Source organism: Rhizobium sp. Leaf371, from assembly GCF_001424045.1.
Taxonomy (GTDB): Bacteria; Pseudomonadota; Alphaproteobacteria; order Rhizobiales; family Rhizobiaceae; genus Ferranicluibacter.
The window spans coordinates 117,124-137,416 of sequence record NZ_LMQB01000002.1; the positions used below are offsets into that span (position 1 = coordinate 117,124).

General features: G+C 63.6%; 19 protein-coding genes. 8 read left to right on the forward strand and 11 right to left on the reverse strand.

Going from position 1 to position 20,293, the window contains the following annotated elements; translation table 11 throughout:
- Positions 1 to 362: 362 nt before the first annotated feature.
- The 3 genes from ASG39_RS05220 to ASG39_RS05230 all read right to left on the reverse strand — a co-directional run bounded on the left by ASG39_RS05220 (position 363) and on the right by ASG39_RS05230 (position 3,254).
- On the reverse strand, positions 363 to 857 hold the full coding sequence (locus ASG39_RS05220) for a gluconokinase (RefSeq protein ID WP_062593702.1): 495 nt from the start codon (positions 855 to 857) through the stop codon (positions 363 to 365).
- Between the two features lie 113 nt (positions 858 to 970).
- Positions 971 to 2,017 carry a class II fructose-bisphosphate aldolase gene (fba, locus tag ASG39_RS05225; RefSeq protein WP_062593624.1) on the reverse strand — a complete coding sequence of 349 codons (1,047 nt, stop codon included), beginning with the start codon at positions 2,015 to 2,017 and terminating at the stop codon, positions 971 to 973.
- Between the two features lie 169 nt (positions 2,018 to 2,186).
- Entirely contained in the window at positions 2,187 to 3,254 is a 1,068-nt protein-coding gene (locus ASG39_RS05230) for a DMT family transporter (protein WP_277995951.1), read from the reverse strand.
- A gap of 361 nt (positions 3,255 to 3,615) precedes the next feature.
- Between ASG39_RS05230 and ASG39_RS05235 the strand changes: the two genes are divergently transcribed.
- Positions 3,616 to 4,713 (forward strand): DUF475 domain-containing protein, encoded by a 1,098-nt coding sequence (locus ASG39_RS05235; protein ID WP_062593626.1) that lies wholly within the window; start codon positions 3,616 to 3,618, stop codon positions 4,711 to 4,713.
- Positions 4,714 to 4,931: 218 nt separating this feature from the next.
- Here ASG39_RS05235 and ASG39_RS24160 read toward each other — a convergent pair whose 3' ends face one another.
- The 5 genes from ASG39_RS24160 to ASG39_RS05255 form a co-directional block, all read right to left on the reverse strand.
- The gene (locus ASG39_RS24160) at positions 4,932 to 5,093 is read right to left on the reverse strand and encodes a hypothetical protein (protein ID WP_165915037.1); all 162 of its coding nucleotides are present in this window, start codon (positions 5,091 to 5,093) and stop codon (positions 4,932 to 4,934) included.
- Positions 5,094 to 5,363: 270 nt separating this feature from the next.
- On the reverse strand, positions 5,364 to 6,881 hold the full coding sequence (locus ASG39_RS05240) for a tripartite tricarboxylate transporter permease (RefSeq protein WP_062593628.1): 1,518 nt from the start codon (positions 6,879 to 6,881) through the stop codon (positions 5,364 to 5,366).
- A gap of 9 nt (positions 6,882 to 6,890) precedes the next feature.
- The gene (locus tag ASG39_RS05245; RefSeq protein WP_062593630.1) at positions 6,891 to 7,385 is read right to left on the reverse strand and encodes a tripartite tricarboxylate transporter TctB family protein; all 495 of its coding nucleotides are present in this window, start codon (positions 7,383 to 7,385) and stop codon (positions 6,891 to 6,893) included.
- Positions 7,382 to 8,326: a tripartite tricarboxylate transporter substrate binding protein gene (locus ASG39_RS05250; RefSeq protein ID WP_062593706.1), complete on the reverse strand. Its 945-nt coding sequence runs from the start codon at positions 8,324 to 8,326 to the stop codon at positions 7,382 to 7,384. Before ASG39_RS05250 ends, ASG39_RS05245 begins: the two co-directional genes overlap by 4 nt.
- Positions 8,327 to 8,625: 299 nt before the next feature.
- A complete protein-coding gene (locus ASG39_RS05255; protein ID WP_062593708.1) occupies positions 8,626 to 9,696 on the reverse strand; it encodes an ABC transporter substrate-binding protein in 1,071 nt (356 codons plus the stop codon).
- 143 nt (positions 9,697 to 9,839) lie between these two features.
- Between ASG39_RS05255 and ASG39_RS05260 the strand changes: the two genes are divergently transcribed.
- From ASG39_RS05260 to ASG39_RS05275, 4 genes are all read left to right on the forward strand, one after another.
- Positions 9,840 to 10,538 (forward strand): response regulator transcription factor, encoded by a 699-nt coding sequence (locus ASG39_RS05260; RefSeq protein WP_062593633.1) that lies wholly within the window; start codon positions 9,840 to 9,842, stop codon positions 10,536 to 10,538.
- Between the two features lie 5 nt (positions 10,539 to 10,543).
- Complete coding sequence (locus ASG39_RS05265; protein WP_062593710.1) at positions 10,544 to 11,947, forward strand: sensor histidine kinase; 1,404 nt, start codon at positions 10,544 to 10,546, stop codon at positions 11,945 to 11,947.
- A 159-nt stretch (positions 11,948 to 12,106) separates the two neighbouring features.
- Complete coding sequence (locus ASG39_RS05270) at positions 12,107 to 13,558, forward strand: NAD-dependent succinate-semialdehyde dehydrogenase (RefSeq protein WP_062593635.1); 1,452 nt, start codon at positions 12,107 to 12,109, stop codon at positions 13,556 to 13,558.
- Positions 13,559 to 13,600: 42 nt separating this feature from the next.
- Positions 13,601 to 14,845: a Xaa-Pro peptidase family protein gene (locus tag ASG39_RS05275; protein ID WP_062593712.1), complete on the forward strand. Its 1,245-nt coding sequence runs from the start codon at positions 13,601 to 13,603 to the stop codon at positions 14,843 to 14,845.
- A 20-nt stretch (positions 14,846 to 14,865) separates the two neighbouring features.
- Here the strand turns inward: ASG39_RS05275 and ASG39_RS05280 are convergent, their stop codons facing one another.
- Positions 14,866 to 16,395 (reverse strand): UdgX family uracil-DNA binding protein, encoded by a 1,530-nt coding sequence (locus tag ASG39_RS05280; protein WP_244481130.1) that lies wholly within the window; start codon positions 16,393 to 16,395, stop codon positions 14,866 to 14,868.
- Positions 16,396 to 16,427: 32 nt separating this feature from the next.
- A complete protein-coding gene (locus ASG39_RS05285; protein ID WP_062593639.1) occupies positions 16,428 to 17,660 on the reverse strand; it encodes a putative DNA modification/repair radical SAM protein in 1,233 nt (410 codons plus the stop codon).
- Between the two features lie 190 nt (positions 17,661 to 17,850).
- Between ASG39_RS05285 and ASG39_RS05290 the strand changes: the two genes are divergently transcribed.
- The 3 genes from ASG39_RS05290 (at position 17,851) to ASG39_RS05300 (ending at position 19,662) form a co-directional block, all read left to right on the forward strand.
- Positions 17,851 to 18,411 carry a type 1 glutamine amidotransferase domain-containing protein gene (locus ASG39_RS05290; RefSeq protein ID WP_062593641.1) on the forward strand — a complete coding sequence of 187 codons (561 nt, stop codon included), beginning with the start codon at positions 17,851 to 17,853 and terminating at the stop codon, positions 18,409 to 18,411.
- A gap of 145 nt (positions 18,412 to 18,556) precedes the next feature.
- The gene (locus ASG39_RS05295) at positions 18,557 to 19,459 is read left to right on the forward strand and encodes a CoA ester lyase (protein ID WP_162242411.1); all 903 of its coding nucleotides are present in this window, start codon (positions 18,557 to 18,559) and stop codon (positions 19,457 to 19,459) included.
- Entirely contained in the window at positions 19,456 to 19,662 is a 207-nt protein-coding gene (locus ASG39_RS05300) for a DUF1737 domain-containing protein (protein WP_062593645.1), read from the forward strand. Before ASG39_RS05295 ends, ASG39_RS05300 begins: the two co-directional genes overlap by 4 nt.
- Before the next feature lie 36 nt (positions 19,663 to 19,698).
- Here the strand turns inward: ASG39_RS05300 and ASG39_RS05305 are convergent, their stop codons facing one another.
- Positions 19,699 to 20,133: a metallopeptidase family protein gene (locus tag ASG39_RS05305; RefSeq protein WP_062593648.1), complete on the reverse strand. Its 435-nt coding sequence runs from the start codon at positions 20,131 to 20,133 to the stop codon at positions 19,699 to 19,701.
- Positions 20,134 to 20,293 lie beyond the last annotated feature (160 nt).

Below are 20,293 nucleotides of genomic sequence, written 5' to 3' on the forward strand. Positions count from 1 at the left end.
TCCTGGCCGCTTCCGGCCTTTGCACGATCTTGCAAAGCCATGGCGGTCTTTCCTGTTCCACATCATCCGAGCACTGGGAGACGCATGTCGAAGCAGATGTGGATTTGTGCCGTCGTTGCGGCACGCGTGTCATTCTCGTGTGACGACGTCATGACATCGCGCCATGTTCCCACTCTCCGTCGCCTCGCCCGCGTTCCCCCGTCGATATGCCCTCTTGAGAATCACGGAAAGTCGTCTTCCGCATGTCCTTAAAGCGCTTTCCCCGCCGGAGTCACCGGGGCGAATGCGCTCTCAAAGAAGCAAAGCCGCTATGCGTCAAATATGCCGCAGCCCGGGTATCGGTGCCTTTGTCTAAAAAGCTGTCATTCCGTCGGGAGATTGCCCAAGCCATCAATGGCGGCGATCACGACCGCCTCGAGCGGGCGATCGATATCGACCGTGACCACGAGGTCTTCGCCTGTCGGCGGTTCCAGCGTGGCCAGCTGGCTGTCCAGCAATGTCGTCGGCATGAAATGGCCCGTTCGGTGGCCCATGCGGGATTCGAGGACGGCTCTGGTGCCCGTGAGATAGACGAACGCGAGCCGCCCGCCCGCGGCCTGGCGCAGGTGATCGCGGTAGACTTTCTTCAAGGCGGAACAGGATACGACGACCGCGTGTCCCGCATCCGAACCCTCGTGCAGAGTTTTGCCCACGGCATCGAGCCACGGCCAGCGATCCTCGTCGGTCAGCGGCGTACCGGCCGACATCTTGGCGATGTTTTCCGGTGGGTGAAGGGCGTCTCCCTCGATGAAATCGGTTGCGAAAGCCTTGGCGATGGCCTCGCCGACGGAGCTCTTGCCGCAACCGCTCACGCCCATGACCACGACGGGCGCGGGAAGGTGGTTGGCGGCGGTCTCTTCGAGAGAGGTGTCGGGGGCGGAAGCCCCCGGTTTTTCCCCCCGTTTTTCGTGGCTGCTACCCTGCACTGTGATCATGCCATCTTTGCGTAGGCGGCAGCCATTTCGGCCATGCGCTTGATACGGATCGACGGCGCCTTGCCGGCGGTGCGGAAGGCCTCGAAACGCTCCAGGCAGACATCGGTCATCAAGGCCGTCGCGGGCTTGAGATAGCCGCGCGGATCGAAGTTCTCAGGCTTCTCCTTGAAGCATTTGCGGATCGTTCCGGTCATCGCAAGACGCAGGTCGGTGTCGATATTGACCTTGCGCACACCGAAGGGAATGCCGCGCTGGATTTCCGACAGCGGCACGCCCCAGGTCTGGGTCATCTCGCCGCCATAGGCGGTGAACAGGTCCTGCAGGTCCTGCGGCACCGTGGAAGAGCCGTGCATGACGAGGTGTGTGTTGGGCAGGGCCTTGTGGATTTTCTCGATCGTCTCGATCGACAGGATGTCGCCATCCGGCGCGCGGGTGAACTTGTAGGCGCCATGGCTGGTGCCGATGGCGACGGCAAGCGCATCGACGCCGGTCTTGGCCACGAAGTCGAGGGCCTGTTCCGGGTCCGTCAGCAGTTCCTCGCGCGTCAGCCTGCCTTCGAAACCATGCCCGTCTTCCTTGTCGCCTGCACCCGTTTCCAGATTGCCGAGGCAGCCGAGTTCGCCTTCGACCGAGACACCGGCCGCATGGGCGATCTTCACGACTTCGGCGGTCACCGCGACGTTGTATTCATAGCTTGCCACCGTCTTGCCGTCGGCGAGCAGCGAGCCGTCCATCATCACGGAGGTGAAGCCGTTGGTGATGGCCGAGATGCAGGTGGAGGGCTGGTCGCCGTGATCGAGATGGAGGCAGATCGGGATATGCGGATATTCCTCGGCCGCGCCGAGGATCAGGTGCCGCAGGAAGCCGTCGCCGGCATAGGCGCGCGCGCCGCGGCTCGCCTGGAGGATGACGGGGCTGTCCGTCTTGTCGGCAGCTCGCATGACCGCCTGGACATATTCCAGATTGTTGACGTTGAAAGCCGGTACCGCGTAGTCGTTTTCGGCCGCATGATCCAGCAATTGCCGAAGGCTGATCAGTCCCATTCCCACTCTCCCCGTTGTGCCGGCCGCATTGTTCGCCGCCGCGATTTTCTCCGGGCGTCCTCTCGAGGTTACGTCGCCGTCCCTTGGAGCCGCTGCCGCCCGTTCCCTGTTGGTTGACCAGCATAAGGATCGCAACCGCTTTGGCAACGCTCAACGGTCAATCCGGTCGCTATTCGTCGCGGCGGTTGATTTTCTTTAGCTTTTGCTCACGGAAAAAGATGAAGAGACCGGAGGCGACGATCAGCGCGGCACCGATGACGACGGTCGGGCGCGGCGTGTCGCCGAAAAAGATCCAGCCGAAGACCACGGCCCAGAAAAGCAGCGTGTATTGCAGCGGCACGACGGTTGCGGCATCCGCGAGCTTCAGGGAGCGGCTGACAAGCACATGGGCGAGCATGGCGACCACGCCGAGCAGGGCGGGAAGGAGAATGGTTGCGGGATCGAGCGGCTTCCAGCTGCCGGGAACGACGGCCATCCCGATCAGCGAAAAGACGAGAGAGCCGACGAACTGCCAGACCACCAGTGTCGTATCCGGCGTGGTGCGCAAGGTGCGGCCGAGCATGATGGCAAAGGCGAAGCAGGCACTGCCGAAGAGTGCGACCAGAGCCGGAAGCGACAGGCTCTCGCGCGAAGGGTCGAGCGCGACGAGCACGCCGGCAAAACCGATGAGGATCGCCGTCCAGCGCCGCCAACCGACCTTTTCGCCGAGCAGGAAGGGCGATAGCGCCGCGACATAGATGGGGGCTGCAAGCCAGTAGATCATCGCATCGGCAAGCGGCATAAAGCCGACGGCAAAGTAGAAGGCGGTTGCATCGACGGCAAAGAGCAGTGCCCGCAAGGCCTGCAGCCCCGGACGCTCGACGCGGATGACGCTCGAAACGCCCCGGCGCAGAACGAGCGGCAGCAGCACGAGGAGGGCGGCGACACTGCGGATCGTCATCAGCTGCAGGACCGGGTAGGTCTCGACCAGCCATTTTCCCATCGTGTCGTTGAGCGAGAACATCAGCATGCCCAGGAGCATGAAGACGATTCCAAGGCCGGCCGAATGTTGCAGGGTCGCCGGACGGGCCGGGGCGACAGGCGGAATGGCAGGCGGTTGGGGAGGCGCGGTGGACGACATGGCGGCTTGCTCGGCGGGATCGGAAAATGAGGTCGGGGAGCAGGCCGGTGCGCGGGTCGATGCGCGCTCGATCAGGCGCTGCAGGCCGCCCCGCCTGTTGCCACAAAAGGCAGGCATGATCCAGTGCCGGTTCGCGATGGTCTCATGACAAAAGGAAATGAGTTTACCCGTCGCGCGTGTCCCGACTTGACGTCGGGTGCGAGATGGATAGATAGTTCAGCAATCCCGCGCATACGACATCGACACTCGCGCGGGACGAACTTGGTGCCGGGCCCCTCTGGCGAGAGTTTTAACGGCGCTCTCGCGATGTCGGTACCGCCAGCACACTGAGCCGGCGGATGTAAATTCCCATGACAAAGAACGTCTTCACGACGATGCGTACCCGCGCGGGCACGACATCGGTCTTTGCGTATAACGCGTCTTCCTGCACCGGGGCGAACCCCGCTGCGGATGCGGCTGCAAACGGGGGAGCAGGCGCATGACCCCCTCCACCGAGACCCCGACCCTCAGCTATTTCACCTGGGCCTTCATCGTCACCGGCGTCGGCCTTGCGCTCGGCGCCTGGCTCGGCTGGAACGAGACCGGCACGATCGGCGGCATGGCCACCGTCTTCTTCATCTGTACGGTTCTCGCCGTGCTCGAAATCTCGCTGTCCTTCGACAATGCCATCGTCAACGCCAACAAGCTCAAGGACATGACGCCGGTCTGGCAGCAGCGCTTCCTGACCTGGGGCATCCTGATCGCCGTCTTCGGCATGCGGATCGTCTTCCCGCTCCTGATCGTGGTCATCGCAGCCGGTATCGGCCCGATCGATGCGATCATCCTCGCGGCCGCAAGGCCGGACGAGTATGCGCGCATCATGAACGACGCCCACCTGCCGATCGCAGCCTTCGGCGGCACCTTCCTGATGATGGTCGGTCTCTCCTACTTCTTCGACCATGACAAGAAGATCCACTGGATCTCCTTCATCGAAAAGCGTCTGTCGGCGGCAGCCAGCATCAAGGGCGTCGAAATCGCCTTCGTCCTCATCCTGATCCTCGCCTTCTCCGCACTGATCCCGGACGATGCGGCGACGCCGGATGTCGAAAGCACCACCTTCGTCTTCTCCGCCATCTATGGCCTCGTGACCTTCCTTGTCGTCGAAGTCATCGGTGGCCTGCTCGATGCGTCGCAGAGGACGATGAGCGAAGCGGCAAAGGGCGGTCTCGGAGCGTTCATCTATCTCGAAGTGCTCGATGCCAGCTTCTCGTTCGACGGCGTCATCGGCGCCTTCGCCCTGACGCAGAATCTGTTCGTCATCGCCATCGGTCTCGGTATCGGCGCCATGTATGTGCGTTCCATGACGATCATGCTGGTGGAGAAGGGGACGCTCGCGGAATATCGCTACCTGGAACACGGTGCGTTCTACGCGATCCTGATCCTGTCGGTGATCATGTATGTCCAGACGCTGGTGCATATCCCGGAAGTCATCACCGGGCTTGGCGGCGCGACGCTCATCGGCATCGCTCTCTGGTCGTCCATCCGGTATAACCGGAAGCATCACCCCGTGGGCGCAGACGCCGTCTCCCCTCATTGAGGATCGGCGGCAAAAGCCGCTGTCACGTCTCATCTCGCAACAGCCCGCGGTTCGAAAGGATCGCGGGTTTTTCATGTGCAGTGACCGACGTCACCCACCGGACAAAGCAAAGCCCGCCGGTCCGTCATGGACCTGCGGGCTTTTTGCAGCCCGGGATAGATCATCCCAGGCGGAGTATCGGCTGCGACATCCTGTCGATAGCCGTTTCGAAGGAGGTATCAGCCGCGGCGATAGGGAGCCGGGAAGCTGGTCGGGTCGATGCCGAGGGTGCTGAGGTCGCGCGCCTGGGGGCGACGGCCGCCTTCGATGGCTGCTGCTGCTGCGGATGCGGCGCCGATAACGGCAAAGGCACGGCCGAAAATGTTACGCTTGCTGGTCATTCTCTTCGTCTCCTGTTTTCGTCTTGTGTGACCTTAAGATGGGCCTTCCAAGCCACTTTCACAACGTACAAGAGTTCATTGCAGCCATGCGTGGCAAGCAAGACGGAGGTCTTAAGAGATCGTTACTTTGCAAGGCAGCGCAACGATCGTGCAGAACCTGTGTATCTTTACAGGAGTTAAACCGATTATATTTGCCGGTGAGCGCTGAACAAAAAATGGCCGGATGCTTCGGGGCATCCGGCCATTCATGGTTTCAAGGGGTGGTTTCGATCAGTCTTCGCTGGCAGCGAGCTGCGAGAGCACCTGGCCGCGGCCGCGTGCCCGCAGGATCAGGGGGACGATCAAAGCGAGCGCTGCGATGATCAGCAGGACCGCGGCGATCGGCGAGGTGAAGAGCACGCTCGGATCGCCCTGGCTGATCGCCAATGCCCGGCGCAGCTGTTGCTCGGCGAGCGGCCCGAGAATGAGGCCGACGACGACAGGGGCGATGGGATAGCCGAGGATGCGCATGACATAGCCGAGAAGGCCGAAGGCGAGCAGCATGCCGAGTTCGAAAACCGACGGATTGGCGCCGATGGTGCCGAGCGTCGCGAACAGCAGGATGCCTGCATAGAGCCAGGGCTTCGGGATGGTCAGCAGCTTTACCCAGAGACCGACCAGCGGCAGGTTGAGGACGAGCAGCATGAAGTTGGCGATCAGCAGCGAGGCGATGAGGCCCCAGACGAGCTGCGGATTGGTCGCAAACAGGAGCGGGCCCGGCTGCAGGCCGTATTGCTGGAAGCCGGCGAGCATGATGGCGGCGGTGGCCGTCGTCGGCAGGCCGAGCGTCAGCAGCGGCACCAGGGTACCGGCGGCGGACGCATTGTTGGCGGCTTCCGGTCCGGCAACGCCCTCGATCGCTCCTTCGCCGAATTCCTCCGGATACTTCGTCAGTCGCTTTTCGGTGGCGTAGGAGAGGAAGGTGCCGATTTCGGCACCGCCGGCCGGCATGGCGCCGATCGGGAAGCCGATCAACGTGCCGCGCAGCCAGGGCTTCCAGGAGCGGGCCCAATCCTGCTTGGTCATCCAGACCGAGCCCTTGACCGCCTCGACCTTGTCCGGCCCGGTGGCGCCCTGTGCCGCGATGTAGAGCGTCTCGCCGATCGCGAACATGGCGACGGCCAGCGTCGTCACCTCGATGCCGTCGAGCAGATCCGGGACACCGAAGCTCATGCGGGCCTGGCCCGTCAGCTGGTCGATGCCGACGATGGCAAGCGCAAAGCCGATGAAGAGCGAGGTGAGACCGCGCAGCGTCGAATCGCCGAAGGCCGAGGAGACGGTGACGAAGGCGAGGACCATGAGCGCGAAATATTCGCGCGGGCCGAAGACGAGCGCCACCTTGACCACGAAGGGTGCGATAAAGGCAAGACCGATGGTGGCGATGAGGCCGGCGACGAACGAGCCGATGGCGGCCGTGGCAAGCGCGGGCCCGCCGCGCCCTTTCCGGGCCATCTTGTTGCCCTCCAGCGCGGTCACGATGGAGGCGCTTTCGCCCGGCGTGTTGAGCAGGATCGACGTGGTGGAGCCGCCATACATGCCGCCATAATAAATGCCTGCGAACATGATCAGCGATCCCGCGGGATCGAGCCGGTAGGTCACGGGCAGCAGGAGCGCCACCGTCAGCGCCGGGCCGATGCCCGGGAGAACGCCGACCGCGGTGCCGAGCGTCACCCCGACGAGCGCGTAAAGCAGGTTCATCGGCTGCATGGCAATGCCGATGCCCTGGAGCAGGAATTCGAATGTCGACATGACGCTCTCTTATAAGAAGAGGTGTTCGAGCGGCCCTGCCGGCAGCGACAGCTGCAGGAGACCGGCGAAGATGAGCCAGACGGCGAGACAGAGAAGAATGCCGACCGGAATGGTGATCCACAGCTTGCGCCGGCCGAAGCCCGCGGCCGTGAAGGCAAAGAGCAGGCCCGTGGCAACGGAGAAGCCGACCGTGCGCAGGAAGAGCATCTGCAGGACGAGGCCCCCGACGATCCAGGCGACCGGCGGAATCTCCTGGCGTTCGCGTGTCGGAAACTCGTTGCGGAAGGCGGCGACGGCCGTCCAGATGGCGAGACCGAGAAGACACCAGGCGATGACGAAGGGAACGGTGGCGGGGCCTATCTTGGAATAATTGGCCATGGCCGACAGGCGGGAGCTATCCCAGAAGATCAGGCCGGCAAGGGCCCCGAGGAAGACGGCAACGGCAAGCGCCGCCCTGTCGGGGCGGCGCGAGCTTGCGCTGGGGGTGCGCGAGACGTCGCTCATTGAACGAGGCCGATTTCTTTAAGGATGGTTTCGGTTGCCGAGACGTCCTTGGCGAGCTGTGCCTTGAAGGCGTCGCCCGAGAGATACGTGTCCTGCCAGCCCTTGGTCTTCAGCGTTTCCTGCCAGGAGGCGGACTTCACCATCTTTTCGACGTCGGCTGTGACGGCGGCCTTCTGTTCGGCGGAAAGGCCGGGCGCAGCGGCGACCATGCGCCAGTTCTGCACGACGACGTCGAGGCCGCTTTCCTTCAAGGTCGGTGCTTCGACGCCGGCGATCTTCTCGGCGCTGGAGACGGCGAGAAGGCGCAGCGTGCCGGACTTCACCTGCGATTCGAATTCGCCGTAGCCGGAGATGCCGGCGGTAACCTGGTTGCCAAGGATGGCTGCGAGAGCCTCGCCGCCGCCCGAGAAGGCGATGTAGTTGATCTTGGTCGGATCGACGCCGGCGGCCTTGGCGATGAGGCCGACCGCGATGTGGTCGGTGCCGCCGGCCGAGCCGCCAGCCCAGGACACCGAACCCGGATCCTTCTTCAGCGCCTCGACGAGGTCGCCCATGGTCTTCAGCGGCGATTCGGCGGGGACGACGATCGCTTCGTATTCGCCGGTCAGGCGGGCGATCGGCTCGACTTCGCTCAGCGAAACCGGCGACTTGTTCGTGAGGATGGCGCCGACCATGACATAGCCGCCGACCAGCAACGCATTGGGGTTGCCGGCCGACTGGCTGGCGAACTGGGCGAGACCGATGGTGCCGCCTGCGCCGGGCACGTTCTGAACCTGAACGTTGCCGGCGATCTTTTCCTGCTGCAGGGCGGTCTGCATCGAACGCGCCGTCTGGTCCCAGCCACCGCCGGGATTCGCCGGGGCGATGATGGTGTAGTCGGCTGCGGCCGCCGGAAGCGCCATGGCCCCGGCGATCAGGGATGCAATGAGAAACTGTTTCAAGGTGACGTCCTCCGTCAGCGCATGTGCGCGCTTTGCTTCGATTGTTGACGCGAGGAGTTTTGGAAACAGGCGCGCGGCCAAGATCGACACGACCCTCGCTCCGACTGTTTTGGGTGAGACACTCCTCCGCACCGCTTCGTCACCGCCTCCACGCTGACGAACACCAGTAAGCCACCATAATAAGCTGACATCAACCTGACATCCATGCATCCAGCGCATAACACAGCGTCGATCGCACGAGATTTCCGGGTGGCAGACGGCTGTTCTTGGAGAAAGCCCGGCGTTTTCTCTGGCAGAGGCTAGCGAAGACCGAGCACGTCCTTCCAGCGGGCGATCAGACGGGCGCGCTTCACCTGGTCGAGATAGACCATCAGGCCGGGGCTGACGGGAACGGGGCGCAGCTGCGCGCCGAGAATATCTTGGAGGGTGCTCGCCGTGTTGTCGCCGGCCACCTCCGGATTAACGGCGGCGATGTGGAGTTCGCGCGCCATGATCGACTGGCCCTCGGCCGACATGAAGAATTCGAGATATCGGCGTCCGAGTTCGGGTGCGGCGGCGGCCTCCGGCACGAGGCCGATCCTCGAGATGACGACCGTGTAGTCGGTCGACAGGATGATGCCGAGATCGGGATGATGTTCGGCCCAGTCGGCCGCATAGGACCCGACGATGTTGTAGCCGAGCAGGAAACGGCCGTCGGCGACCCGCTCCAGAATGTCGGAACTCGTCGCGTAGAGCTTGACGCCGGCCTCGCCCATCGCGCGGATAACCGACCAGATATCGCTGAATTGCTCCTGGTCGCGCGCCATGAACAGAAATCCGACGCCGGAGCGCTCGATGTCGTAGGTGCCGATGCGCCCACGGGCTGCATGTCCCGCATCCTTGAGGAAACGGACGAACTCGGCCCGCGTCGAGGGCGGCTTGCGCCCGACGAAACTCGGCTTGTGGTAGACGAACACGGCCGGCTCGAATGTCAGCGCATAGGCCGTGTTGCGCCAGTTGGCCCAGGCCGGCCAGGAGCGCGAGAGCGGCAGATTGCTCGGCTGGGCATAGCCGTCATTGGTGAGCTTTACCTGCAGGTCCATGGCCGAGGAAAAGGCGAAGTCCGCCGTCTTCTGCCCGGCATCCGTTTCCCGAACGATCCGGTCGTAGATCTCGCCGGTCAGCATGTTTTCGTGACGAACGGCAATGTCGGGATTAGCGTCCTGGAAGCCCCGGATCAGCGGCTGCGCGAGAGGATCGTCAAGCGAGGAGTAGACGTCGAGGATGGGTGCATCCGCCCGGCCGGATCGGGCAGGGAAGACATCGGGCGCAGCCGCCGCATCGATCGCACCGGCGAGAAACAGGAGGATGGCGGCAGCGAGGCTGTACATGAGCGGGAGTGTGCGCCAGCGCCCGCTGCCGCACAAGTGTCGGGGTCACGGGTTCCGTTGCCTTTCCAGCCTCATGGCCGAATATCGTTTTGCCTGTGCCCGGACTTATTCTAGGATCGGCGGGGTCGAGGAGCCGCCGCGTTTTGAGAATCCTTCTGGTCGAAGACAACAAGGTCCTGTCGGAGGGACTTGCCGCCATTCTTCGCGGCAGCGGCTATGCCGTTGACGTCGTGCGCGACGGCGCTTCGGCGGACGCGGCCGCGGCGACGGAGCGTTTCGACCTCGTGATCCTCGATCTGACGCTGCCGGAGATGGACGGGCTCGACGTGCTGCGCTCCATGCGGGCGCGGCAGAACCGGTCGGCCGTGCTGATCCTCACCGCCCGTGGGAGTGCGGAGGAAAAGGTGCGCGGCCTCGATCTCGGTGCCGACGACTATATGATCAAGCCGTTCGATATCGGCGAGTTCGAAGCGCGCGTCCGCGTCCTCCTGCGGCGGCAGGCGGGTCTGCGTTCCTCCATGATCTCCTTCGGCTCCGTTTCGCTGGATCTGACCTCGCGGACCTTCTCGTCCGACGGCGTTCCCATCGATATTCCCTCGCGCGAAACAGGTCTTCTGGAGATCCTGTTCATGCGGGCCGGCAAGGTGGTGGCCAAGGATGCCATCATGCAGTCGCTGACGGCGTTCGACGACGATCTCAGCCCCAACGCCATCGAGCAATATGTCAGCCGCCTGCGCAAGCGCCTGTCCCCCTATGGGCTGACCGTGCGCACGGCGCGCGGCATCGGCTACTATCTCGACAAGGCGGAAGCGCCGGCAGAGCCTGCACCGGAGACGCGATGAGCGGCGTGCGTGCGGCACATTCGCTGCGCCGGCGGCTGCTCGCCTGGCTGCTGGCGGCCACCGCCGTCATCGGCATCATCGCGCTCGGTGACACCTACCGGGAAGCCGTGAAGACGGCGAACAGCGTGTCGGACCGCGTGCTGGCGGGATCCGCGCTCGCAATCGCCGATCGCGTCGTCGTCGCCGAGGACGGCACGCTTGAGGTCGATATGCCCTATGTCGCGCTGGAAATGCTGACCTCGGCTGCACAGGACCGGGTGTTCTACCGGGTCGACGGGCCGCCCGGCCACTTCATAACGGGCTATCGCACCCTGCCCGGCATCGCCGAAATGCAGGGGCGGCAGGCCGTCTACCTCGATTCGGACTATCGCGGCGAGCCGATCCGGATTGCAGCGCTCGAGCGCTCGGCCTCGACCGGGATCAACTCGCTGCCCTTCGTGGTGACGGTGGCGGAAACCACGGTGGCGCGCCAGCAGCTCGCCCGCGCGCTGCTGTTTCGCTCGGCGCTGCGGCTGTTTCTTCTGATCTTCGGCGCGGCGGCCATCGTCTGGATCGCCGTTACATTGTCGCTTCGTCCGCTCTACCGGCTGGGTGACGCGATCGCCGAGCGCAGCCCCGACGATCTCCGTCCGATCCGGCAGTCTGTCCCGCGGGAGGTGGAGGGGCTGGTCGAAACGGTCAATTCCTTCATGGTGCGGCTGCAATCGGCGCTCGATGCCATGCGGCATTTCTCGGGCAATGCGGGCCATCAGCTGCGCACGCCGCTTGCCGTCGTGCGGACGCAGCTTGCGCTGGCGGCCCGGTCCGAAAAGCCTGAGGACATCAAGACCTTCATCGCCCGCAGCGATGAGGCCGTCGGGCATGCCGAGCGGATTCTGGCGCAATTGCTGCTGCTTGCAAAGATCGACGCGACGGGATCGGGATCCGCGACGGCGCTCCCGCCGATGGACCTGATGGGAGTGGCGCGGGAGATCACGGCGGAATATGTGCCCCGCGCGGCCGATGCCGGCATCGACCTCGGCTTCGAGGGCGAGGGGACGGCGTCGATCGCGGCGGAACCGCTGCTGATCGGCGAACTCCTGCGCAATCTCGTGGAAAATGCGCTCGCCTATGCCGGTCAGGGCGCCGAGGTGACGGTGAGGGTGGGGCATGCCGCGGGCGTCGTGCTGCTCGATGTCGAGGACAACGGCCCCGGCATTCCGCCGGAACGATTGCCGGCCGTGCGCCAGCGCTTTGCCCGGGGGGAGAGCGAGGCGCCCGGTCTCGGGCTGGGTCTGCCGATCGTCGAGGAGATCGCGGTTCGCTTTGAAGGCCGCCTTTCGCTGGGTCCGGCGGTGACAGCCGAGGGCAAGGCCGATCACGGTCTGAAGGCGAGGGTGACCTTTCCCGCAATTGTCGATGGCACGTGAACCAGCGGTCGCGAGGCGACCATTCGAAGGCGTGGTGATCCGATCAGCGGATTTCATTGGTCACGTCAAGGCAATCGCGGCAATCTCCGCAGCCATCTCTTGAAGGCGTCGATGGTGTCTGACGCTCGAAGAGGCGTGCGTCGATCCGGGAGCCTGCTCATGCGTGTCACATCCGATCTTACCCGTCATCTCAAGGACCCGCGGATCCTTGCCGAAGCCGAGGTGACGGGCGCGGCCTTCGAGGTGCGGAACCCCTCCAACGGCGTTCTGCTGGCAACCCTGCCGGATATGGGCGTTCCGGAAACGCGCGCCGCGATCGAGCGGGCGGCATTGGCGCAGCCGGCCTGGGCGGGGCTCCCGGCCAAGGATCGCAGCCAGCTCATGCGGCGCTGGCACGATCTCGTTCTCGCGCATATCGACGATCTCGCCGCGATCCTGACGGCCGAGATGGGCAAGCCGCTTGCCGAGGCCCGGTCGGAGGTGCAGCACGCCGCCGCCTATATCGAGTGGTATGCGGAAGAGGCGAAGCGCGTCTATGGCGAGACCTTCCCGGCACCCTCCACCGACCGGCGGATGTTCGTGATCAAGCAGCCGGTCGGCATCGTCGGCACGATCACGCCCTGGAATTTCCCGGCCTCGATGGTGGCGCGCAAGGTCGCGCCGGCGCTGGCGGTCGGCTGCCCCGTCATCCTGAAGCCGGCCGAACAGACGCCGCTGGTGGCCGTCGCGCTGCACCGACTGGCGCTCGATGCCGGCTTTCCCCAAGGCGTCTTCCAGCTCGTTCTTGCGAGCGAAGGCCAGGCGGTCGGCTACGAGCTCTGCACGCATCCGAAGGTGCGCAAGATCAGCTTTACCGGCTCGACCGAGGTTGGGCGGCTTTTAATGCGGCAGTGCGCCGACCAGATCAAGAAGGTCAGCCTGGAGCTCGGCGGAAGCGCGCCGTTCATCGTCTTCGATGATGCGGATATCGATGCCGCGGTGGATGGCGCCGTGCAGGCGAAGTTCCGCAATGCCGGGCAGACCTGCACCTCGGCCAACCGGATCTACGTCCAGTCCGGCGTCTACGATGCCTTTGCGGAGAAGCTCGCGGCTCAGGTCGCCGATCTCGAGGTCGGGGACGGCTTCGAGCCGTCCGTTTCGGTCGGCCCGCTGATCGACGAGGCGGCGCTGCGCAAGGTGGCGCATCATGTCGAGGATGCGACGCTGCGTGGCGCGCAGGTGCTCTGCGGCGGCGGCCGGGTCGGCGAGACCGGCACCTTCTTTGCGCCGACGGTGCTGACCCATGTCGATCACGGCATGCTGGTCGCCTGCGACGAGACTTTTGGCCCGGTCGCGCCGGTCATACGGTTCGAGACGGTCGAGGATGTGATCCATCAGGCGAACGACACGATCTACGGCCTTGCCGCCTATTTCTACGCCACGGAGCTGCGCAAGGTCTGGCGGGTGGCGGAGGCACTGGAATACGGCATGATCGGGATCAACACCGGCCGCATGTCGTCGGAGGCAGCACCGTTCGGCGGGTTGAAACAGTCGGGGATCGGCCGCGAAGGATCGCGTCATGGCATGGAGGATTATCTCGACATGAAATATCTCTGCATGGGCAATATCTGAAACGCGTCGCCCCGGGGGCTCATCATGCGGATGGAGACAAAGATGGCGTATCTCGACCGGGACCGGGCGGCACGGCTCATGGCGGCAGCCGGGCTCGATGCGCTTCTCCTGTTCACGCCGGAAGGCTTTACCTACGCGACGGGAGCGAGCCCGGGTGTCGGCACGATGTGGCGGCGGGCCGGTGCCGTCGCGGCCCTCGTGCCGGCAGACCCGGCTCTTGCTATCGGTGCCGTGATCAGCGACCTTTTTGCGGAAAGTTTCCGGGCATCGAGCGTGGTCACGGATATCCGCGTCCACCCGCTTTGGGTGGAGACCGCGGATATCAGGCCGCATGACGGGGCCCTGCCTGTGCCAAAGCTCATTGCCGCCGCTTGGGCCGGTGCAGGCCGGGATTCAGGCTTTGCGCGGCCGGAAACGTTCGATGCGTCCCACGGATTTCGGCTGGCCGGCGATCTCCTGGCGTCGCGAAAACTGCAGGCCGCGCGTGTCGGCGTCGAGCTCGACAGCCTTTCTGTCTCGGATTTCAGCCTGCTGACGGAGGCTTTGCCCGATTGTCGGCTGATGGATGGCAGCGACGTGCTGCGGCAGTTGAAGATGGTGAAATCGTCGCAGGAGATCGAGCACCTGCGAACGGCCGTCCGGCTGTCGGAGATCGGGATCGGCGCTCTGGCCGCAGCGATCACCCCCGGACAAACGCGCGATGCGCTGGCGCACGTGTGGACGTCGGCGGTTCAGACGGCTGCGCGCGTGCAGGATATCCGCAATCTCACTGGTCACTGGGAATATGTGTCCGTCGGGGAAAATCCATGGTCGCGCGGCGGCGTGGTGGAGACCGGCTCCCTGATCAAGGTCGATGTCGGTTGCCTCGTCCAGGGCTATACCTCGGACACCGGCCGGACATTCGTCTGTGGTGAACCCACGGCGATGCAAAGCAAGCTATTTGATGCGCTGTCGCAGGCTTTCGATGCAGGGCTCGCGCACATCCGGCCGGGAAACGAGATGCGGACGGTGCATCAGGCTGCGACCGCCGCGATGGCGAGAGCCGGATTTCCCGGTTTTACGCGCGGCCATTTCGGCCATGGGCTGGGCGCCGGGCTCGGCAGCGAGGAATGGCCGTTCTTCTCTGCAACCAGCCGTGTGGTGCTGGAGCCGGGCATGGTCGTTGCCTTCGAGACGCCCTGGTATGTCGATGGCGTCGGCGGCATGATCATCGAAAACCAGTTGCTGATCACGCCGGAGGGTCATGAGGTGATGAACGCCCTGCCTTGGGGCTTGATCTCGGTATAACGGTAAACGCATAGCCGGCTTTACAGTTGGTCGCTCAAGCTCTTGATGGCCTGAAGATCCTCGCGAAACCGGTCGATCTCCTCGCGCTTGCGCCCCTCGTCGGGGATGCGCAGGAGGTAGGACGGGTGGACCGTGGTGTAGAGCGCGCGGCCATCGTCGAGCTCGACCTTGCGGCTCCGGTAGTCGCCCAGCCGCTCGGCATGGTCCATGACGGATGTCAGCGCGGTTGCGCCCATCGCCACCACCAGTTTCGGCTGAATCAGGTCGAGCTCCAGCTTGAGCCACCAGCGACAGGCGCGGATTTCGCCCATATTCGGTTTCTGGTGGATGCGGCGCTTGCCGCGCGGCTCATATTTGAAATGCTTGACGGCATTGGTGACATAGGCCGTTTTTCGATCGAGGTCGACCTCGCCGGCGATCGTGTCGAACATCCGTCCGGCGGGGCCGATGAAGGGCCGACCGGCAAGATCCTCCTGGTCGCCCGGCTGCTCGCCGACGAACATGAGTTTTGCATCCTTTGGCCCCTCGCCGAACACGGTCTGCGTCGCCTTGCAGGAGAGCGGACAGCGGGTGCAGTCGCGCGCCTCTGTCCGCGCGGCCTCCAGCGTGCCGGGAATGGCGGTGTTCTCCTCGGTCTTCGGCATGGCGGCCTCGCGCACCTTGGCGTGGAAGGCCGGCGGGTCCTTCATCGCCTGTCTCGCCATCGCCCGCACCTTTTCCTCCGCGCCGGCGATCAGACCGGGGATGAGATCGGCTTCGGGCAGGTTTTTCCAGTATTTCTTCGGCATTTCCGACTGCATGGCTTTCACCTTCAGCCGCGCCGGATTGAAGATGTTGCTGTAATAGGTGCGCCACAGCGTGTCCGCGTCATCGGTCAGCTTGGGATCTTCCGCCGGCTCGGACGTTACCGTCAGTGTCGTTCCATCCCAGGCGGCAGAGCCTTTCGGCGTGGCGATGATCCAGTCCATGTCCGTAAAACGCCGCTGGAAGAAAGGGGCAACGCGGGCGACGATGAAATGATCCGGCTCGAACCAGGCGAAAAACCGACGACGGCCGATCGACAGGCCGCCGGCCTCCAGAGCGACCGGGCTGGCGATCACCTCCATGACGTCCCCGCTCGATGCGCCTGTTTTCGAGATTCCGCCTCCGATCTCCTTGAAGCGGACGAAGGCTTTCATCTTGTGACTGTCGCGCCGAACGGATTTCTCCATGGCATTGAGCCGGACGATATCCGCGTCGGAGACGATATCGAGCAGGTTTCGCTCGGCCTGCAGGCGCCAGAGCGTGCGATAGAGGAGAGCGAAACGGCCGGGATCGGAATGGCAGATCACGGTTTCGGCAAGCGTCATGAAGGCGCGGGGAACGGTAATCTCCGGCCTTGCTCCCTCCGGTTTCCGCTCCGGGTCGGGCTGCGCGGGCGGTGGGTCGGCAAAGAGATCGATGGCGCCCTGCTTGTCCCGCCAGTCCACGGCGGCGGGTGGTATTCCCGCCTTGAGAAGCCGGCGAGCGGCCTCCCGCCATTCGCCGAAATCGCCCTTCCCGTCGAGCATGACGGTTTGTCTCTCAACCTCGAGCGGCGGCATCAGAGAAGGACCAGTTGTTCCGGTTTGGGCTCGAACATCGTGCGCAGATCCGGACGGTCGATGAGGCGGGACGGCGTCCAGCCTTCCGCGACGATGAAGGCCTGGACCTTTTTCAGCGAGACTTTGAGGCGGACGAGATCGTCCAGGCGCAGGGTACGATATCGGCGGGCGGTGAGGATGGCGCGGACGATCTTCGCGCCGAAACCGGGCACGCGCAGCAGCATCTCCCGATCGGCCTTGTTGATATCCACCGGAAAACGCTGCCGGTTAGCGAGCGCCCAGGCGAGCTTCGGGTCGAGATCGAGGTCGAGCATGCCGTCGGGCTGATCGCGGGTGATCTCCTCGATGCCGAAGCCATAGAAGCGGTAGAGCCAGTCGGCCTGGTAGAGCCGGTGCTCGCGCATCAAGGGCGGCTTGACGAGGGGCAGGTTGCGCGAGGCATCGGGGATGGGGCTGAAGGCGGAATAATAGACGCGCCGCAGGCCGTAGCTGCCGTATAGCCGGGCGCTGGTGCCGAGGATGACGCTGTCGTTCGCCTGGTCGGCGCCGACGATCATCTGCGTGCTCTGTCCGGCCGGCGCAAAGCGACGTGTGCGCTTGGTCTGAAGCGTCGGGTCGCGCATCTCCTCGATCTTCAGGCGGAGATCGCCCATCGACTTGCGGATACCGGCCGGTCGCTTCTCCGGCGCATAGCGCGTCAAGCCCGCATCGGTCGGCAGTTCGATGTTGATCGACAGGCGGTCCGCATAGAGCCCGGCCTCCTCGATCAGCGCCGGGGAGGCTTCCGGGATCGATTTCAGGTGGATATAGCCGCGGAAATTATGCGTCACGCGCAGTTCGCGGGCGATCCGCACCATCTCCTCCATCGTGTGGTCCGACGAACGGATAATTCCGGAGGACAGAAACAGGCCTTCGATATAGTTGCGGCGATAGAATTCGAGCGTCAGCCAGACGACTTCCTCGACCGAAAACCGCGCGCGCTCGACATTGCTGGATGACCGGTTGATGCAATAGGCGCAGTCGTAGATGCAGAAATTCGTCATCAGGATCTTGAGCAGCGAAATGCATCGCCCGTCCGGCGCATAGGCGTGACAGATGCCCGATCCCTCGGTGGAGCCGAGCCCGCCGCTTGCCGACGAATTGCGTTTCGTCGTGCCGCTGGAGGCGCAGGATGCATCGTATTTGGCAGCATCCGAAAGGATGGCCAAACGCTCTTTCAGCGATTTCTTCATAGTGTTCTACATATGTTCTTTTTCCCGAAACGTCAATCTTGCGTGCGTTGACGGTTTCATTTTCGGAACGATCCGCACTTCGCCTCGTTAACGGACCGAACCCGTCGTGACATCCGCTTCGACATCGACCTGCCGGACAGGCTGCGGTGACCGAAGCTCAGAACACGAAAAAACTTTAAGGAGCAGGCTCATGCCTTCTATCAAGGAATCCAAAATCCTCATTCTCGCGACCGATGGCTATGAACGGTCGGAACTGCGCGTCCCCTATGACGGCCTGAAGAAGCAGGGTGCGACCGTGAAGATCGCCTCGATCGGAAAGACCAGCATCAAGAGCTGGGACGAGAAGGATTGGGGCGACAGCATTGACGTCGATCTCGATGCCAAGGACGTTGATATCGCCGACTTCGATGCGCTCGTTCTGCCGGGCGGCCAGATCAACCCGGACAAGCTGCGCGTCGAGGACCAAGCCCTGCGGATCGTCCGCGAGTTCGTCTCCTCCGGCAAGGTCGTCGCTGCCATCTGCCATGCGCCGTGGCTTCTGGTCGAGGCAGGTGCGGTCAAGGGTCGCAAGGTCACCTCCTACAAATCCATCAAGACCGACGTCGTCAATGCCGGTGGTCTGTGGTCGGATGAGGCCGTGGTCACAGACAAGGGCATCATCACGTCCCGCAATCCCGGAGATCTCGATGCCTTCGTGGCAAAGATCGTCGAGGAAGTCGAAGAAGGTCTCCACGACCGCAAGGCCGCATGAGGCCTGCCCTTCTGCAACAGTCGGCCGGCTCCGTCGAACGATGGAGCCGGCTTGTTGCTGCCTGTCTCTCGGCGTGTTGCTCCCGGGGGAACTCCGGACGGGTGAGACTTGCGCAGACGGGAAGGGAAAGGCACAACAGGGCATGATATCTATGTCCGACCGCCATCCCCGTCGCCTGCGCCGTTCCGTGCTCTGCGTGCCGGCCGATAATGACCGTGCGCTTGCAAAGGTTATCAGCCTTGCGCCCGATGCGGTGATCTACGATCTGGAAGATGCCGTGCTTCCGGATCGGAAGTCCGACGCGCGCGCGGCACTGGTGCGCCATCTGGCGCAGGAGACGCCGGGCATCGAGCGGATCGTGCGGATCAATGGCCTTGCCTCCGGTTTCGGCGAAGCGGATCTCGCCGCTCTCTCAAACTGCCGGTTCGATGCCATCCTCGTGCCCAAGGTGGATGGGCCGCGGGATATCCTCGACATCGCCGAAGGGCTGGACGAGGGGGACGCACCGGAGGACCTGCGGCTTTGGGCGATGATCGAGACCCCGAGGGGCGTTCTTAACGTGGCGCCGATCGCCGAGACGGGGCGCACGCGCGGCGGACGGCTCGATTGCCTCATTCCCGGCCTTAACGATCTGCGCAAGGAGACGGGCGTTGCGGCGCTTCCCGGACGCACCTATCTCGTGTCCTGGCTCATGCAGATCCTTCTCGCGGCCCGCGGCAGCGGGCTCGATGTTCTCGACGCCGTGTTCAACGACATCCGCGATGCGGAAGGTTTTGCGCAGGAATGCGCGGTAGGTCGCGATATGGGGTTTGACGGCAAGATGCTGATCCATCCGCAGCAGATCGCCGCGGCGAATGCCGCTTTCGCACCTTCGGCCGCGGACGAGGCGGACGCCCGGGAGATCGTTGCGGCTTTCGATCATCCCGACAATGCGGGCCGATCGGTCATCGTCCACAAGGGCAAGATGGTCGAGGTCCTGCATCTGGAAGAGGCGCTCGCCTGCCTTGCCAAGATCGAGGCTATCAAAAGCAAAGGAACGCCGACATGAAACTCTACCGCTTTCTCACCGGTCCCGACGATGCAAGCTTCTGCCACAAGGTGACGGCCGCGCTGAATCAGGGCTGGGATCTGCACGGATCGCCGACCTATACCTTCAACGCGGATGCGCAGGTCATGCAGTGCGGTCAGGCCGTGGTGAAAGAGGTCGCGGGCAAGGACTACGTGCCGGATATGAAGCTGTCCGAGCAATAGGCGACAGCGCGGTTCACACATCATGCGGCGGGTTCATCACCCGCCGACATGCTCCACGCTGGCCTCGATGCGCTCCATATCGTCGTCCGACAGCCCAAAATGGTGACCGATCTCGTGGATCAGCACATGGGTGATGATGTCGCCCAGCGTTTCATCGTTTTCGGCCCAGTAATCGAGGATGGGCCGGCGGTAGAGCGTGATCCGGTTCGGCATCGTGCCGGTTTCCATGGTGAAACGCTCGCCGATGCCGCGGCCCTCGAACAGACCCAGCAGGTCGAACGGCGTTTCCAGCGCCATGTCTTCGAACACGTCGTCATCCGGAAAATCCTTGATGTCGATGATCAGATCGGTGGCCAGCAGCCGGAATTCCTCTGGAAGATGCCCATAGGCCTCCAGTGTCAGGGACTCGAACGTGCTGATGGTCGGCGCATGGCGCTCACGCCAATCGTCGCTTTGGTCAATCCGGGCCATGGATACTCCTTGTCTCGTTTATATAGACATTTCCCGGTTCATTTCGAGAAGCATTTCGCACCGGCAGGCGATTGTGCAGAATCTACGGAATCTTTTCCCAACTGCGTTGACTCTTTTTTGAAGCTCTGGAATCAATAAGAACATAGCAAGAACGGATAGG

Coding starts and splice junctions, on each gene's coding strand:
- ASG39_RS05290 (WP_062593641.1), top strand. CDS start 17,851: ATGCCTTCTATCAAGGAATCCAAAATCCTCATTCTCGCGACCGATGGC.
- ASG39_RS05305 (WP_062593648.1), bottom strand. CDS start 20,133: ATGGCCCGGATTGACCAAAGCGACGATTGGCGTGAGCGCCATGCGCCG.
- ASG39_RS05240 (WP_062593628.1), bottom strand. CDS start 6,881: ATGTCGACATTCGAATTCCTGCTCCAGGGCATCGGCATTGCCATGCAG.
- ASG39_RS05220 (WP_062593702.1), bottom strand. CDS start 857: ATGGGCGTGAGCGGTTGCGGCAAGAGCTCCGTCGGCGAGGCCATCGCC.
- ASG39_RS05255 (WP_062593708.1), bottom strand. CDS start 9,696: ATGTACAGCCTCGCTGCCGCCATCCTCCTGTTTCTCGCCGGTGCGATC.
- ASG39_RS05245 (WP_062593630.1), bottom strand. CDS start 7,385: ATGAGCGACGTCTCGCGCACCCCCAGCGCAAGCTCGCGCCGCCCCGAC.
- ASG39_RS05230 (WP_277995951.1), bottom strand. CDS start 3,254: ATGCCTGCCTTTTGTGGCAACAGGCGGGGCGGCCTGCAGCGCCTGATC.
- ASG39_RS24160 (WP_165915037.1), bottom strand. CDS start 5,093: ATGACCAGCAAGCGTAACATTTTCGGCCGTGCCTTTGCCGTTATCGGC.
- ASG39_RS05300 (WP_062593645.1), top strand. CDS start 19,456: ATGAAACTCTACCGCTTTCTCACCGGTCCCGACGATGCAAGCTTCTGC.
- ASG39_RS05285 (WP_062593639.1), bottom strand. CDS start 17,660: ATGAAGAAATCGCTGAAAGAGCGTTTGGCCATCCTTTCGGATGCTGCC.
- ASG39_RS05275 (WP_062593712.1), top strand. CDS start 13,601: ATGGCGTATCTCGACCGGGACCGGGCGGCACGGCTCATGGCGGCAGCC.
- ASG39_RS05235 (WP_062593626.1), top strand. CDS start 3,616: ATGACCCCCTCCACCGAGACCCCGACCCTCAGCTATTTCACCTGGGCC.
- fba (WP_062593624.1), bottom strand. CDS start 2,017: ATGGGACTGATCAGCCTTCGGCAATTGCTGGATCATGCGGCCGAAAAC.
- ASG39_RS05280 (WP_244481130.1), bottom strand. CDS start 16,395: ATGCTCGACGGGAAGGGCGATTTCGGCGAATGGCGGGAGGCCGCTCGC.
- ASG39_RS05270 (WP_062593635.1), top strand. CDS start 12,107: ATGCGTGTCACATCCGATCTTACCCGTCATCTCAAGGACCCGCGGATC.